At 48.5% G+C, this 14,069-nt stretch carries 13 protein-coding genes, 2 tRNA genes and 2 pseudogenes; 13 read left to right on the forward strand and 4 right to left on the reverse strand.

The genetic code is table 11. The features are described from left to right. Window positions 1–168: 168 nt before the first annotated feature. Entirely contained in the window at window positions 169–333 is a 165-nt protein-coding gene (locus ACSOSI_RS16630) for a hotdog family protein (protein ID WP_336255508.1), read from the reverse strand. Between the two features lie 91 nt (window positions 334–424). On the opposite strand from ACSOSI_RS16630, the pseudogene ACSOSI_RS16635 reads away from it, so the two are divergent. After that, window positions 425–1,347: pseudogene (locus ACSOSI_RS16635) on the forward strand (IS5 family transposase). A 125-nt stretch (window positions 1,348–1,472) separates the two neighbouring features. Further along, window positions 1,473–1,793: pseudogene (locus ACSOSI_RS16640) on the forward strand (transposase); the annotation flags it as partial. Window positions 1,794–1,830: 37 nt separating this feature from the next. Here the strand turns inward: ACSOSI_RS16640 and ACSOSI_RS16645 are convergent. Then, complete coding sequence (locus ACSOSI_RS16645; protein ID WP_476705808.1) at window positions 1,831–4,821, reverse strand: hypothetical protein; 2,991 nt, start codon at window positions 4,819–4,821, stop codon at window positions 1,831–1,833. A gap of 548 nt (window positions 4,822–5,369) precedes the next feature. Between ACSOSI_RS16645 and rfaQ the strand changes: the two genes are divergently transcribed. The 8 genes from rfaQ (at window position 5,370) to ACSOSI_RS16685 (ending at window position 11,047) form a co-directional block, all read left to right on the forward strand. Further along, on the forward strand, window positions 5,370–6,542 hold the full coding sequence (gene rfaQ, locus ACSOSI_RS16650; RefSeq protein ID WP_112350363.1) for a putative lipopolysaccharide heptosyltransferase III: 1,173 nt from the start codon (window positions 5,370–5,372) through the stop codon (window positions 6,540–6,542). Between the two features lie 52 nt (window positions 6,543–6,594). Further along, window positions 6,595–7,851 carry an O-antigen ligase family protein gene (locus ACSOSI_RS16655; RefSeq protein WP_476705809.1) on the forward strand — a complete coding sequence of 419 codons (1,257 nt, stop codon included), beginning with the start codon at window positions 6,595–6,597 and terminating at the stop codon, window positions 7,849–7,851. Window positions 7,852–8,031: 180 nt separating this feature from the next. After that, window positions 8,032–8,490, forward strand: coding sequence for an antirestriction protein (locus ACSOSI_RS16660; RefSeq protein ID WP_476707264.1), 459 nt, complete (start codon window positions 8,032–8,034; stop codon window positions 8,488–8,490). A 36-nt stretch (window positions 8,491–8,526) separates the two neighbouring features. Next, window positions 8,527–9,006, forward strand: a complete 480-nt coding sequence (radC, locus tag ACSOSI_RS16665; RefSeq protein ID WP_126529012.1) for a RadC family protein — start codon at window positions 8,527–8,529, stop codon at window positions 9,004–9,006. Between the two features lie 16 nt (window positions 9,007–9,022). Next, window positions 9,023–9,358 carry a type IV toxin-antitoxin system YeeU family antitoxin gene (locus tag ACSOSI_RS16670; protein WP_455871734.1) on the forward strand — a complete coding sequence of 112 codons (336 nt, stop codon included), beginning with the start codon at window positions 9,023–9,025 and terminating at the stop codon, window positions 9,356–9,358. Window positions 9,359–9,418: 60 nt separating this feature from the next. After that, a complete protein-coding gene (locus ACSOSI_RS16675; RefSeq protein ID WP_012006196.1) occupies window positions 9,419–9,787 on the forward strand; it encodes a TA system toxin CbtA family protein in 369 nt (122 codons plus the stop codon). Beyond that, window positions 9,784–10,113 (forward strand): DUF5983 family protein, encoded by a 330-nt coding sequence (locus ACSOSI_RS16680; RefSeq protein WP_410071719.1) that lies wholly within the window; start codon window positions 9,784–9,786, stop codon window positions 10,111–10,113. The genes ACSOSI_RS16675 and ACSOSI_RS16680 overlap by 4 nt, the downstream gene beginning before the upstream one ends. A 103-nt stretch (window positions 10,114–10,216) precedes the next feature. Next, window positions 10,217–11,047 carry a DUF4942 domain-containing protein gene (locus ACSOSI_RS16685; RefSeq protein ID WP_262209553.1) on the forward strand — a complete coding sequence of 277 codons (831 nt, stop codon included), beginning with the start codon at window positions 10,217–10,219 and terminating at the stop codon, window positions 11,045–11,047. Between the two features lie 140 nt (window positions 11,048–11,187). Here the strand turns inward: ACSOSI_RS16685 and ACSOSI_RS16690 are convergent. After that, window positions 11,188–11,277: transfer RNA gene (locus ACSOSI_RS16690), tRNA-Ser, on the reverse strand. Between the two features lie 92 nt (window positions 11,278–11,369). On the opposite strand from ACSOSI_RS16690, the gene mtfA reads away from it, so the two are divergent. Further along, on the forward strand, window positions 11,370–12,158 hold the full coding sequence (mtfA, locus tag ACSOSI_RS16695; RefSeq protein ID WP_115184336.1) for a DgsA anti-repressor MtfA: 789 nt from the start codon (window positions 11,370–11,372) through the stop codon (window positions 12,156–12,158). A 102-nt stretch (window positions 12,159–12,260) separates the two neighbouring features. After that, window positions 12,261–12,336, forward strand: a tRNA-Asn gene (locus tag ACSOSI_RS16700). Between the two features lie 150 nt (window positions 12,337–12,486). Here ACSOSI_RS16700 and ACSOSI_RS16705 read toward each other — a convergent pair. Further along, window positions 12,487–13,104, reverse strand: a complete 618-nt coding sequence (locus tag ACSOSI_RS16705; protein ID WP_476705810.1) for a dTMP kinase — start codon at window positions 13,102–13,104, stop codon at window positions 12,487–12,489. Between the two features lie 282 nt (window positions 13,105–13,386). Between ACSOSI_RS16705 and ACSOSI_RS16710 the strand changes: the two genes are divergently transcribed. Continuing rightward, window positions 13,387–14,031 (forward strand): DNA-binding protein, encoded by a 645-nt coding sequence (locus ACSOSI_RS16710; RefSeq protein ID WP_476705811.1) that lies wholly within the window; start codon window positions 13,387–13,389, stop codon window positions 14,029–14,031. Window positions 14,032–14,069: the final 38 nt, after the last annotated feature.

Here is a 14,069-nt window from a genome sequence, read left to right on the forward strand (position 1 = left end):
CTCGGGTTGCCGGCACAGCCTGTCTTCTTAAACAACCTGACGGATAGCTTATCTCTGTTCCAGGGGAAAACATAAATAAATTTTATGTTTAACAGGTATTTTACTCAACGTAATGAAAGGGGCCGTCTGACGACTCATCGTCGAAGGCACCTGTCAAAGTCACCCTGCTTAATCCCGCCCTGGTGAAGGTTGATAATGAATATATTCCCGCCGCAGAACCATAAACGATCGCTCAAAAGTAATCACCGTCTCGCCAGTGGCTTTGATCCCCAGGGTTTCTACCGTGACGATGCCTTTATTCGGCTGGGATTTTGAAGGCCGTTTTGCCAGGATTTTGCTGGTGGCATGACTTTATTGAATAAATCGAACTTTTGGCCGTAGTCAGGATCAGATCACCACACTCCTGATCCTGCAGCGACATCACGTGGCAAAACAAACGTTCAAAATCACCAACTGGGCTACCTACAACAAGGCACTAATCCATCGGGGCTCACTGACATTCTGGCTTGATGCGTCGGCCATTCAGACCTGGTATGACAAGCCCAACACGTCTTCACCTGGTCGTCCTCAACGTTATTCTGAGCTCACTATTTCTACGGTACTGATGCTCAAACGCGTTTTTCGCCTCACGCCGCGCGCCGCGCAGGGATTTATCGACTCCATTTTTACCCTGATGAAGCTCCCGCTCAGGTGCCCGGATTACTCCTGTGTCAGCAGGCGGGCTAAGTCCATCAACATCCCGTTTAAAACCCCCACGCGCGGCGAAATTGCCCATCTGGTTATCGACTCCACCGGATTAAAAGTCTTCGGTGAAGGGGAGTGGAAGGTGAAAAAACACGGTCAGGAAAAGCGTCGCGTCTGGCGGAAACTTCACCTGGCGGTGGACGCCGGTACTCATGAGATTATCTACGCTGACCTGTCCCTGAATAATGTGACTGACGCAGAGGCATTCCCGGGACTTATTCGTCAGACCCACCGGAAAGTTAAGATCGCTTCTGCCGATGGCGCTTATGACACAAAACTTTACCATGACGAGCTGCGGCGAAAAAAATCAAGGCGCTTATCCCGCTGCGAACCCGAGCGGGTTACTGGCCGGCGGAGTATGCGGACAGAAATCAGGCGGTGGCCAGACAGAGGCTTACCGGGAGCAATGCTTACTGGAAATGGAACACGGCATATAACCGGCGATCGGTGGCCGAAACAGCGATGTACCGGGTTAAACAACTGTTCGGTGGGCACCTGACGCTGCGTGACTACGATGCGCAGGTTGGTGAGGCTATGGTCATGATCCGTGCCTTAAACAAAATGACGTATGCAGGGATGCCAGAAAGTGTGCGGATTGCCTGAGGAGGTCAGTGATGTGAGGCGCTTTTATCTAAATCCGATTAATTCAACAAAGCCGCCAAAGGCATGACGACTCGTGAAATCGTCGCGACGTTCAAGGAAATGTACGATGCTGATGTGTCGCCAACGCTGATATCAGGGACGATAAATATCCGCAAATCAGCAAAAACAGGCGCGCGCACTGGGAAAATCTCAACCCCTTCTTCGGCTACCCGGCAGATATCCGCAAGGCAATCTACACCACGAATGCCATTGAGTCGCTGAACAGTGTGATCCGGCAGGCGATAAAGAAACGAAAAGTGTTCCCGACAGATGACTCAGTGCGAAAAGTTATTTATCTGGCACTCAAGGATGCTTCAAAAAAATGGAGTATGCCGTTCTAGAACTGGCGGCTGGCGATGAGCCGTTTTATTATCGAGTTCGGTGACCGCCTGAGCGATCACCTTTAATACGGTGGTAGTTACACAGAATTATTTACAAGGTCAATTAATTTAATGGAATAAAGGCGTTTTTATAAAAACAAATAAACCCATTGTCCTGAACATGGAACTTGACTCCGCCATATATGTTTAGTGCGAATTTCCTTTCATCATTAGATTCAATGTTGGTCGTTCCATACCGTGTGTAATTTATTTTCTCTGGCGAGCCTGACGAATTTAATGAGTAGTAGCTCACCCTTTCATTATTATCTGCGGCATCAGAATATTGAACTCCCATTGTCTGGTTTTTTCCCGTTAATTTATCTCTTGTTGTTTGCAGCGTGAACTGATTGTAAAGTCCGGATGTATCTGCTCTTAAAGTATGATGATAGCTGAATTTGTTATCATCGGAGATCCCAAATATCACATTGACAAAATCGCCTGTGGTAAATGCATGTAAGTATGAAGGTGAGGCCCCATCGATGTCATAATCATCGATAACTTTTATAACGACACCATCATTAATTTGAAATATACTATTTTCTGTAAAAACAAGGAATGTACATTTTTTACGACCATTGATAGCAACGATATCGATAATTTTTCCACCGTCAAATTTGTTATTGAAAGGGGTTCTTGGAACAGATTCTATATTGTCAGTAATATACAGCCCCTCCCGTAACATATTATTCTTAACTAGAAAAATCGCGGATGTCTTACCTGATGAAGACACGCTCTCTACAGCTGAATTTATGTTTTCCATCCAATATGGCCTAATCCAATTTGGTATGTCAATATTAGCTCCTGTTCTAAAAAAATCAGAGATCTTACAGTATTTTGGACTGTTTTCTTTAATTTTAGAAAAGTTATATATGCGTGAGGTCTTAGGTGACGTAACAATCGCATTAGGTTCAGCGTAATCATTTCCCCTGTCAACAATATGTGGTATTTTATCCCAATCAGCATTCATGTCCTTGGTGTTTAATTTGGTGACTATTGATCCGTTCCAAAATGTTCTGACACGACACAAGAAGCTCCCCGAGTCTTTATGGAGTAAATTATTAGGCCTAATTATCTCGTTTGTGTACTTATGAATAGGGGACAAAGGTGGGGCAGGTCTATTTATTATCTCGTATATCCATTGTGCAATTGACATAATAATCCCCACAATTGCCACAACAATACCAATAACAGTAGCCGCAGCGGCAACACCTATAATTGCAAGAACCGATCCAACAACGGCGACACCGGCTATTAACAAATTGATGGAGGAGAACACTATATCAGCAACACTACCACTTGCGATGGCTTTTGCAAGATCGAAAGAGGCAACGGCTGCGGAAAATATAGACAAAGCTAAAAAACAGCCGTCAATAATTTTGGTCATATAATTAGCTGATAGTGAAAAAATAGTTTCACTAACCTTTCTAACCGCATTTTTTACCACTCTGCCTTTTGTACATAAATTCCCCATAAACTTACCGAACTGTTCGATTGCGTTCCCAATCAGATGTTGGGTGGTACCAAGTATAAATGCGGCGAGTTTTTGAGCAGCCACTTCAAAACTAAACACTGTTTCAATGAAAGATGCTCCCAAAGACATATAAGGGAGGGGGCTTTTTCCATCTTCACGATCTGTTGCAACTGCCCAGGCAAAGTGTCCAACAGAGAGTATGTATAAGAGAGACGATAAATAAGAGCTAAAACTCGATCTTGTTTTATTATTTAATTCTGGGTATTTTTTCGATATACTATTATATGCATCCTTATCTTGGATGGTGTAATTTTCCAGCCCCATAGTATTCAGGTCATCCCATAATTTGTCTGGGGAGTTTTTTGTGAAAAAATTTTTCCAAAAATCAGCTTGTCCTGCACTATCATTCTTAAGTATTTTCACGGTATCAATGTAGTTTTGTTTATTCCATAGTACTGAGTTTTTTTTCGTGCTCTTGCCCCAATTCATACTTAATGCAAAACCACTTACAACACAACCTAACATTTTTGTCTCAAATTGCCGTAGCGCTTTTTCTGAGACTGTTCCTCCTGAGGAAGTATTTAATATTCTTATTTTGTTTATTGTATTATTGACTTTTTTCATTGTGTCTTTAAACGGTAATAATGAGTGGGTCTGTACTTCAAATTTGGATATCAGCTTGATAATAACTTCATTGTCGCTGTAATGAGACATTAATTCGTTAACCCAATGACTTGCATCCATCTTGTAATTTTCTATCCCCCCCCCTAGGCAATAACTGGCGGCGATACAATGTAGTTTATCTATAATCGATTTATAGTCATTCCCTTCCTCGACTATTTTTACTCTAGAGTTTATCCTTATCATATCCCAAGAGTTATATGCCAGGCGGTCTTCTACCTTGACATCTGAAAGTTGGCTGTACTCGTTCTGCAATATAGCGCTGATATATTCGGCGAGATGGGTGGAGAAATAATTTTCATGTTCATTATAAACAGATTGAATCGTTAGTTTTCCGCTACCCATGGCAAGTACTTTATCATTAGGTTTCAATGATTCACCAAAATCCTTGCTTAAACCAGGGTGTTTGTTTTGGAATTTTTTCATTACCATGTTTTGAAACATTACTTGCGATAAGTATTGAGCTTCGTCGGTATAATCGTCAAAAGACACCGGAGGAATATTTAGTTGGCTTTGATTGCTATTTTTTACATAAAAATTGATATTGTCGAGATCATCAAAGCTGGCCTTAAGAACTAAGTCAGATTGATGAGCTCTGGGGGCGGTTACAGGGAATGAACGATGCATAGCCATTTCAAGCAAACTCATCGAAGACTGTGTAAAAAATGGATCTATCGGCAGCGTGTTTATTTTTTCTTGATTATGGTCCCCATCTCCAAAAATAGCCCCTAAGGATGCTTTTCTTGCAGATGCTTCTTTGTATAGGAATAGGGACAAAGATCTAGGGATTTCAGCTAAAGAGTTGGCAAATGTAACAGGGCTGCGTTGACAGATATCGTTAAGCGATAAATATCCTGCCTTCTTAAGACTGCTGGCCATTTCGTTATTTATTTCCGAGCTCATATGTTCGCCTTTTTTAATGGTTTATAGAAAACGCAATTTAATTCTATCGTTGTCAGTATGATTTTCAATTTAATAAATATTTATCTTTGAGTAGTTAATGTTAATCAAAGAAATATACTATTTTTTCTATGGATAAGATGATTAATTTAAATCAGTGATACTTTATAAGTACTGTTATAAATATATGGATCGCGTTGAGGTCATAGTGCTGCAGATAAAAATAAAATTGTTGTCACTTCAAATGGATAAGAAACCCTCTTAATAACCATTCTATTTGTATAGGATTGATCGTTTTCAACGATCGGTAGGATCTTATTGATCTGTACAACCAATTATCTTTGTCTGGCTGTCGCCGTTAAGATCGGGCTGTGTGCCGTTCGGGTTGCATCATCTCAAGGATTCAGCGAACAGGACTGAATGGCATGGCATAAATACCTGAGTGCATTCTCCCCATAGGGCTTTGGTGCACCGTTATTTTTTAACTCCACTGACTATTTCGACATCGGCTCGGAAGAGGGCCTTTTTGCATTTTTTCTGGGACACGAGTAATGATAACGCATCACTATACCGCCTGTAGCCAATCAGCCCGTCTGGCGGTTTTACCTGACCGCCAGGTTCCCAATGCACTCTTGCGTAGGGAGACTGTGCAGCGAATTTTGGTCATTAAACTGCGCCACTTCGGTGACGTGCTGTTGATGACGCCCTTGCTCAGTACGCTGCGCGCTAATTACCCCAACGCGTTGATAGATGTGCTGGTGTATGACGGTACGGAGGCCATGCTGGCCGGCAACCAGGATGTGTACCTGGCCTATACCGTGGACCGCAACCTCAAACATCAGCGTCTCAAGGCACAATACCGCGGTGAGCAGGCGTTGTGGAATAGCTTGCGTACGGGCCACTACGACCTGGTGATTAATCTCTCCGACCAGTGGCGGGCGGCGTTGTACTGCCGTTTTCTCAAACCGACCTTCAGCCTGGGATTTCGGTACCCCAAACGCAACAATCGGCTGTGGCAGGCCTGCCATTCGTTACTGGTTGACGTTGCCGACACCTCGAAACACACCGTGCTGAATAATCTCGACATTCTGGTGCCGCTGGCATTACCCACGATAATCACCACCGTGACGCAGACCTGGCGGCAGCGCGATGTCGATGAGATTGATCGGCTCAGCCGACGCCATCATCTGACGGATTTTGTGCTGATACAGCCCACCGCACGCTGGGCCTTCAAGACCTGGACGGTGGAAGGGTTCAGTGCCGTTATCAATCATCTTACCGCACAGGGCCGAACGGTGGTGATCACCGGCGGACGCTCGCCGGATGAAGCTGCAATGATCAGCGCCATTATGGCCGGTTGCCTGTCACCACAGCGTGTGGTCAATCTGGCCGGGCGTCTGGACCTGCCGGAGCTTGCGGTGTTGATTGACCGGGCCAGGCTGTTTATCGGCGTAGATTCAGTTCCCATGCACATGGCCGCCGCGTTGAAAACGCCCTCGGTAGTGCTGTTTGGGCCGAGTAACCGGGCGCAATGGGCACCCTGGCAGGCACCGCATACCTTGTTGTGGGCAGGCGATTATTGCTCACTGCCACCACCTGGCGCCGTTGATACCGACACGCCTGAGCGCTATCTCGCGGCCATTCCGGTCAACGATGTCATACGGGCGGTGAGCCGGCAACTGACCTTGTCAGCCGCGCCCGTCGTTACGTCGACATTCCGTTAACTTCATCACGGCAATCCGCCGTGCTTCGTCACCCCGCAATGAGTACGTTACGATGATATCAGTCCCTGTGGTTTATTCTTCTTTACTGACGCAACCTCAGCAACGGTTGTTTGCCTTCACGGCCTTTTTACTGGGGGCGTCACTCCCCACCTCCAATCCCCTGATGAATATCGCGCTGGGGTTGGCCCTGGTCTGTTTGCTCTGGCGGCGCGATACCCGACAGATTGGGGCTCTTGCCAGTCACCCCCTGGTGTGGCTGCCGGCACTGATGTTTGCGCTGCTGGCGTTGTCGCTGCTGACGCATACCCATGACTATGGCCCCAAAATGGTCGGTAAATACCAAAAGCTGCTGTATGTCTTGCCGCTGGCGTTGTTTTTTCTGGCTGACCGTCGGTTGCTCACCCATTTTGTCAGCGGATTTGTGTGGGCGAATGCATTGATACTGGCCATCAGTCTGGCGGGCGGTCTCGGTCATGTCACGCTGGGCGGCCTTAATCCCGATAACCCCACGGTATTTAAACTGCAAATCACCCAGAACGTGTTTATGGCATTTGCCGCCCTGATATGGCTGTCGCGCACATTTGAATACAGAGGTTTGCTGCGATGGGGGTATGCGGGGTTGGTGCTGTTGGCAACAGTGAATGTGTTGCTGATGGTACAGGGACGTACCGGGTATGTCGCGCTGGCGGCCGGTATGGGCACCTGGTTACTGCTTACGCTCCGACGCAAGCAGCTGATTACGGTGCTCGCCTGCGGCACACTGGCCATTGCCATGCTGGTGATGACCCCCAATCGCGCCATGGAACGCCTGACACTGGGGGTACAGCAAATTCAGGGCTGCGTCCTGGCCTCTGCCGAGTCGGCTTATCGGGCCTGCGACAACTCCATGGGACAACGTACCGCTTTCGCCCGCGAAGCTATTCACTTGATTAAACGGGCCCCGCTGCTGGGTAACGGCGCCGGTAGCTTCTGGTACGGCAATGCGGATACCGATTACGGTGTACATAACCCGCACAACGAGTATTTGCTTCAAACAGTGCAAACCGGATTGCTGGGGCTGATGGTGTTTCTCACCTGGATGTGGGGCTGCTATCGCGCGGGCTGGCAGTTGCCGACACACTGCCGCACTCTGTTTGTCGCGGTGCTCAGCAGCTACATGGCCTGTCACCTGTTCAACGCCTTCCTGCTGGACTCATCCGAGGGACACCTGTTTGTCATTATCGCCGCGTTGCTTGCGGGTTTTACCATCGGAACGCCACTGGCTGAGAACGGAAGTGGTTTACATCACCGGGCTGAAGGTCGTGAGTGATCCGCTAAGCGAGTTATAAGTCCCCCTGAACAGGCCATCTCCCAAAAATAACGCCCCTGAGTCAATACAGATTAACGCCCTGCTCACCTGAGTGGGGCGTTGTCTTTTATGCCGTTGATCCCTCGCGCCTGGCCTGACAAGCCGGTGCTTTTTATTGAACGTAAGGTAAGGGTAATTCCTGTGAAAGATAAGACTGCCAACAGTACACCCTCGACTTCCCCGATAAGTAATCTCCTCACACTGACTGCTACTCTCGTCCCCGACGCTGAGCGTCAGTCATTTTGGCTACAGCATTTTGGCGACATCCCACAATGGCTCCAAATCGAGTCACCGATATTCTCCTGGCTCGACCTCTTGTGTGAACACTACTGCGGAGATTATTGGGAATTTTACACCCTCAGTAACGGTGGGGCATTTATTATTCCGTCCACCGAAGGCGAGTACGTACTCTTTAACGCACTGAACGGGAATGGTGCCACCGTCGGTCATGAGGCCGCCGGCATCATCGCCTGCCTGATAACCTACAGCCACCATGCCTGCAGTACAGAATGTGACGCAATGACGGAACACTACTACCGACTGCGGGATTACGCCCTTACTCATCCTGAGTCTAAAGCCATTATGCGCATCATCGACTAACCCTTCATACTCCCTACGGAAACCCCCATCATCATGATGAATACAACCCTATCCCCGTCAGTGACGGAACTGCCGTTACCCACGCAACGTACCATCCAGCGCGCGTTAGCCTTGCTGGAACAGCATCTAAGGCAACCGGGTATTTCTTTCACCTCCGCAAATGCCGCTCGCGACTGGCTGCGCCTGCGTATGGCAAGGCTGGAGCGCGAAGTCTTTATGGTGCTTTACCTCGACAATCAACACCGTCTGCTGACCCATGAAACCTTGTTTACCGGCAGCATTAACAGTACCGAAGTCCATCCCCGCGAAATCGTGAAATCGGCGCTGAAGCACAACGCTGCAGCGGTTCTGCTGGCGCACTGTCACCCGTCGGGACATGCAGACTCCAGCGATGCAGATCGAAACATCACCCGCAGGATACAGGAGGCGCTGATGCTGGTTGAAGTCAGGGTATTAGATCACTGTATTGTCGGCGGCATGACGGTGTATTCGTTTGCCGAACACGGCCTGCTATAAGGAAAGGAGAAACTCGATGACATCAATCAACACCCCAGCCTGGGGACTAAAACGCAACGTCACTCCACAATTTGGTGCCCGTCTCGTGCAGCAAGGTAACCATCTGCACTATCTGGCTGACCGTGCCGGGATCAGCGGTACCTTCAGTGAGGTGCAAACTCGTCATTTGGATGAGGCTTTTCCGCAGTTTATTAACCATCTCGAACTGATGCTGCTGTCCGGTGAACTCAATCCCCGCTATCAGCACTGCGTCACGCTTTACCGCAATGGACTAACCTGTGAAGCCGATAGCCAGGGATCACACGGCTATGTGTATATTTCGGTGTATCCAACGCAAATGCCTGTCACGTAAAGCTTGCACTTAAATAAATCCACTACCCACCTTGCTTATTCAAACCTCGAGATAATCCACATGAAGACTTCACCTTTCCCCCCTAAACGGGAGGTTTACTCCTGCCCATCACCCGTTGCCATCTGGCGGGATCTGCTTACGTATCTGCTGGCACAACATTACGGTCTGACTGTGAACGACACTGTGTTCAGTGATGACACAATCATTCAGGAACATATTGAGGCCGGTATATCACTGGCTGATGCCCTGAATTTTATCGTGGAAAAGTTCGACCTGGTACGCACTGACCGTCGGGGATTCTCATGCACGGAACAATCACCGTTTATCACTGCCATCGATATCTTGCGGGCCCGTCACGCCACCGGACTAATGACACGCAACGGATATCAGGTCATCACGCAGGCTATCCAGGGGGAAAAGCGACCATGAACCCACACAGGCTGCTTGCCGGCGTACTGTTCACCGGTATCCAGTGCAGTACGGCCCATATCACCGACGACGATAACAGGGTGCTGTATCACGCTTCACACCAGCAGGGGGACTATGGCGACAGCGAGTGGGTACATTATACAGGCACCGGGTATCTGATAAGACTCATGGCGTGGCGGCATCCGGTGCTACGGCTTAAACGATTGGGACTGTCGAAAGAATTCCGTCGGTTAATGATTACCCTGATGAGACAACACCACATCACCGTCCTGCATCTGGATGCGGCAGGCGAGATCCTGCCGGGCTTTGCCCTATTCGATTGGTAATCCCTGACGCTAACACCGCCATTTCCTCGAGCAACACTCTTAACAACCCCGCATAGAGCCCGCCCTTTAAACCGGCGGGCTTTTGCTTTTATGGAGACAAAACATGCAGACTGAACCTGAAGTATTAACCGACCATACCGATATGATTTGCTCCACCAGCATTGAGCGTATCGTCTCTGGACGAAACACTGCGCTGATGCAAATTGAGACCCTTATCCACCAGCTTGATGAAATATCGACGCTGACCAGCAGCATCGGCGGTGGAACGGCAAAAGAGTGGGCGATGCGACCGGGTCACCGCTACGACTGCTGGTTTACAGAGAAAGTGGAAACCGCCATGAAAGCCATCACCCGCAACATAGATCGTAGCATCTGGCAGGATCTGATGCTGAAATCTGGAATGATTTCGCTGATGGACGCGCAAGCCCGTGACGAATGGCACAAGAACCTGGATGAGGAGGAACTACCGGAGATTAGCGAGGCCAATATTCTGGCGACTTTCGAGCAGCTGCATCAGAGCAAAGAAGAAGTGTTTGAGCGGGGCGCTATCAACGTGTTCAAAAATCTTAGTTGGGACTACAAATCGAATAGCCCCTGCATGTTCGGGAAAAAGATTATTGTGGATGGTGTCGTAAAGCACGACCAGTGGGGGTTTGGACTCAACTGGGGCTGGCAGCGTGACAGGTTAGCCGACCTTGAACGCATGCTGATGATACTCGATGGTCAACCTATTCCCGACAACCGCGCCGACGTTACTCGCCGTCTGGGCGATCATATCCATGAGGAGCGGCACAGCACCCGCTATGAGGATGAGATGTTTGCGATTAAGTATTTTCAGAAGGGAACGGCGCACATCACATTCAAACGCCACGACTTAGTTCACAAATTGAATGACATAGTAGCAAAGCACTATCCAAATATGCTGGCTAAGTGATAACTTGTTCTGCGGAAAGTTGTCTAATATAGGCCAGAAAGAATCAAAGCAAGCCAGTCATTAATGGCATACTGATTGGCATACTAGAATATGAATCAATTAAAAATAACCATAAAATTCAATGATATAATAAGATTAAGTGGCGGAGAGAGGGGGGTTTGAACCCCCGGTAGAGTTGCCCCTACTCCAGTTTTCGAGACTGGTCCGTTCAGCCGCTCCGGCATCTCTCCTTCAAGTGCTTGCTATCATGCCCCTTTTTGCGGCATTTTTACAGGGTTAGCCTCCAGCCGAATGTTCAAGTGACGACTTTACGAGCAACGTGATGATTAAATGGCCGTGGAAAACGCATCAACCGCAGGCGGAGACGCTTGCCCAGTGGCAGGACGCATTGGCAATTCCCCTGCTCTCTCCGCTGGATGAGCGGGAACAACAACGGCTGATCGTCGTTGCCGGGCAGATCTTGCAGCAAAAAAGTATCGTCCCATTGCAAGGGTTGGTGCTGACCTCGCAAATGCAGGCGCGTATTGCCCTGTTGTTCGCTTTGCCGGTGCTGGAACTGGGCGCCGAGTGCCTTGACGGTTTCAATGAGATCCTGCTCTACCCTACGCCGTTTGTTGTGGAAGATGAATGGCAGGACGACTTCGGCCTGGTGCACTCCGGGCCGGTGGTGCAATCCGGCCAAAGTTGGGAACAAGGGCCCATCGTGCTCAACTGGCAGGACGTGCAGGACTCTTTTGATCTCTCCGGCTTTAACCTGGTGATCCACGAAGCGGTACACAAGCTGGACATGCGCAACGGCGGCAGTGCCACCGGTATTCCACCGATCCCGCTACGCGATATCGCCGCCTGGGAACATGACCTGCACGCCGCGATGGAAAACCTGCAGGACGAGATCGACATGGTCGGCGAAGAGGCCGCCAGTATGGACGCCTACGCTGCGACCGATCCGGCTGAGTGTTTCGCGGTGCTGTCGGAGTACTTTTTCAGTGCGCCCGAACTGCTGGCCAACCGTTTTCCTGTGATGTACCAGCATTTTAGTCGCTTCTATAAGCAGGATCCTCTCGCACGTTTACAGCGGCTTCAGGCTGAAAATGGCGCAGAAGTCCCATAATCCAGCCCGCTTTGCTCAGATGCTGAGCAGTCGCACCGAATAGGCGAATTTAGCGTTGACACATTCTGGGTGGCTGGATATGATGCGCCCCGTTCAGACAATTCCTCTGTAGTTCAGTCGGTAGAACGGCGGACTGTTAATCCGTATGTCACTGGTTCGAGTCCAGTCAGAGGAGCCAAATTCGAAAGACCCGCTTAAGGAGACTTAGGCGGGTCTTTTGCCGTTTGGTATTATTGAATCTCTGACAGAATCAGATTTTATCCATAACGATGCCGCGTTAACGGTGTTGAAGGTATAGCGTCAGAGCTTTCGAGCGGTATACAAATGACTATGGGCATCCAGGCACCCTGTAGATCTCAGAAATCACCTGCATCATTGCGTCTTCGATCATTCCTTCATTACGGCATAAAAACCAGCCGCGATTTGCAATTTCCCGCTCGAACGCGCGGGTACAAGCAACATGCTCTTCCAGCTTATGAATCACCGTACTGCTTAGCCCACGTGGTCTGGCCGCGGCCCTCGCCCATGAAATATCTGGCGCAGTAACAACCCCGACATGCAGGTCTGGCGTTCGCACGTTTCGTTCAATGTTAAGCTGTAAAATCTCTGCAAATGGAACCATCCGACGAAACGCGGCATCCGAGGGATACCAGCGATCCATCAGGATAATGCTGTCCGCTGGCTGTTTAGTCAGCACGTGCCGAGAAATCCATGCACGGCTATCAGCAAAGCGCTTACAGACCTCCAATTCCAAATCCAGGTTGGGATTTCTGGCGAGTTTGTTAACAAGGGCCATTGTTTCCCCCCTGTAGGGATCGCTTTTTTTCTCGCACAGTCGGATCACCTTCTTGTTGTCTGCCCTTAGTACTTTCGTAATGGCTTCCAACAGTGTGGTTTTACCGGCTCCCTTGGGCCCATCCAGAGCAACAAACAGCTGACGACTCATTGTTCAAATGACGATTGATATAGGTTTTTTGTAAAGCTTGAATCTGGCAAAAGCATCTTACTTCCTTGGTTTGAATAACTGCCTCCCTCTTCGTTCATCGGGGCAGCTGTGTGCGAATAGCGGACATCCATAATTGTGTGCATGCTGACATCACAGTGTATGAATCGACCGAGAGCAGGTCAAAGTCTTACGCCTTGCTTGACCATGGATTGTTTGAAAAACACCCTGAATTTGACGATTCCACAAAAATAGATTATGGTAATAGTCAAATGGAGGTGCATAATGATTAAACACACCACAGCAGAAAGTGAAATCAACACTTCAGCTAAGCTGAATGAGTCCCAGTTGAACCTTCTGAAAAGGATTAACAACCTCGCTATTTCCCTGATGCCTGAATTTGAAGACAAAAACCAGGCAATAAATGCCATCACGCTGGATGACGCCTCACTGATGCAATTGCTCTATACCGTCCAACTAGAGCAAAAGACGCGCGTAACAGATTACGAACTACGTAAAGTTCACCGTCGTCGCGAAAATCTGGAAAGATTTTATCGTGAGCTTCAGGACTTGGGCGGAACGCTAAAGGTGAACAACGTGGCCGATATCCTTGGCATTACCCGCCAAGCGATCAACATTCGCGTTAAGAAGAATAAGCTTTTAGCATTCAAGCAGAACGGTGATTTTATTTTCCCGAAATTTCAGTTCACTGATAATGGGCTGATAACCGGCTTTGAAGACGTTATGGCGGCATTCGAAGAGGATACCCATCCAATGTTACGGTTGGGTGTGCTGAAATCACCGATAAAGGTTAATAACGAAGGCCTGCAAAAGACGCCGATTCAAATCATGCAGGACGGTGCTAAAAATAGTGAACTTAGTCTGGCTATCCGTGCCGCTAAACAGTTCGGAAATCATGTAGCCAGTTAACTGGTTTAAAAAGAGGGGCCAGCCCGCCCCTCTTTGGT

The sequence above is a fragment of the Serratia sp. AR11 genome, assembly GCF_056376275.1.

Coding starts and splice junctions, on each gene's coding strand:
- ACSOSI_RS16705 (WP_476705810.1), bottom strand. CDS start 13,104: ATGAGTCGTCAGCTGTTTGTTGCTCTGGATGGGCCCAAGGGAGCCGGT.
- ACSOSI_RS16685 (WP_262209553.1), top strand. CDS start 10,217: ATGCAGACTGAACCTGAAGTATTAACCGACCATACCGATATGATTTGC.
- rfaQ (WP_112350363.1), top strand. CDS start 5,370: ATGATAACGCATCACTATACCGCCTGTAGCCAATCAGCCCGTCTGGCG.
- mtfA (WP_115184336.1), top strand. CDS start 11,370: ATGATTAAATGGCCGTGGAAAACGCATCAACCGCAGGCGGAGACGCTT.
- ACSOSI_RS16675 (WP_012006196.1), top strand. CDS start 9,419: ATGAAGACTTCACCTTTCCCCCCTAAACGGGAGGTTTACTCCTGCCCA.
- radC (WP_126529012.1), top strand. CDS start 8,527: ATGAATACAACCCTATCCCCGTCAGTGACGGAACTGCCGTTACCCACG.
- ACSOSI_RS16645 (WP_476705808.1), bottom strand. CDS start 4,821: ATGAGCTCGGAAATAAATAACGAAATGGCCAGCAGTCTTAAGAAGGCA.
- ACSOSI_RS16680 (WP_410071719.1), top strand. CDS start 9,784: ATGAACCCACACAGGCTGCTTGCCGGCGTACTGTTCACCGGTATCCAG.
- ACSOSI_RS16655 (WP_476705809.1), top strand. CDS start 6,595: ATGATATCAGTCCCTGTGGTTTATTCTTCTTTACTGACGCAACCTCAG.
- ACSOSI_RS16670 (WP_455871734.1), top strand. CDS start 9,023: ATGACATCAATCAACACCCCAGCCTGGGGACTAAAACGCAACGTCACT.
- ACSOSI_RS16710 (WP_476705811.1), top strand. CDS start 13,387: ATGATTAAACACACCACAGCAGAAAGTGAAATCAACACTTCAGCTAAG.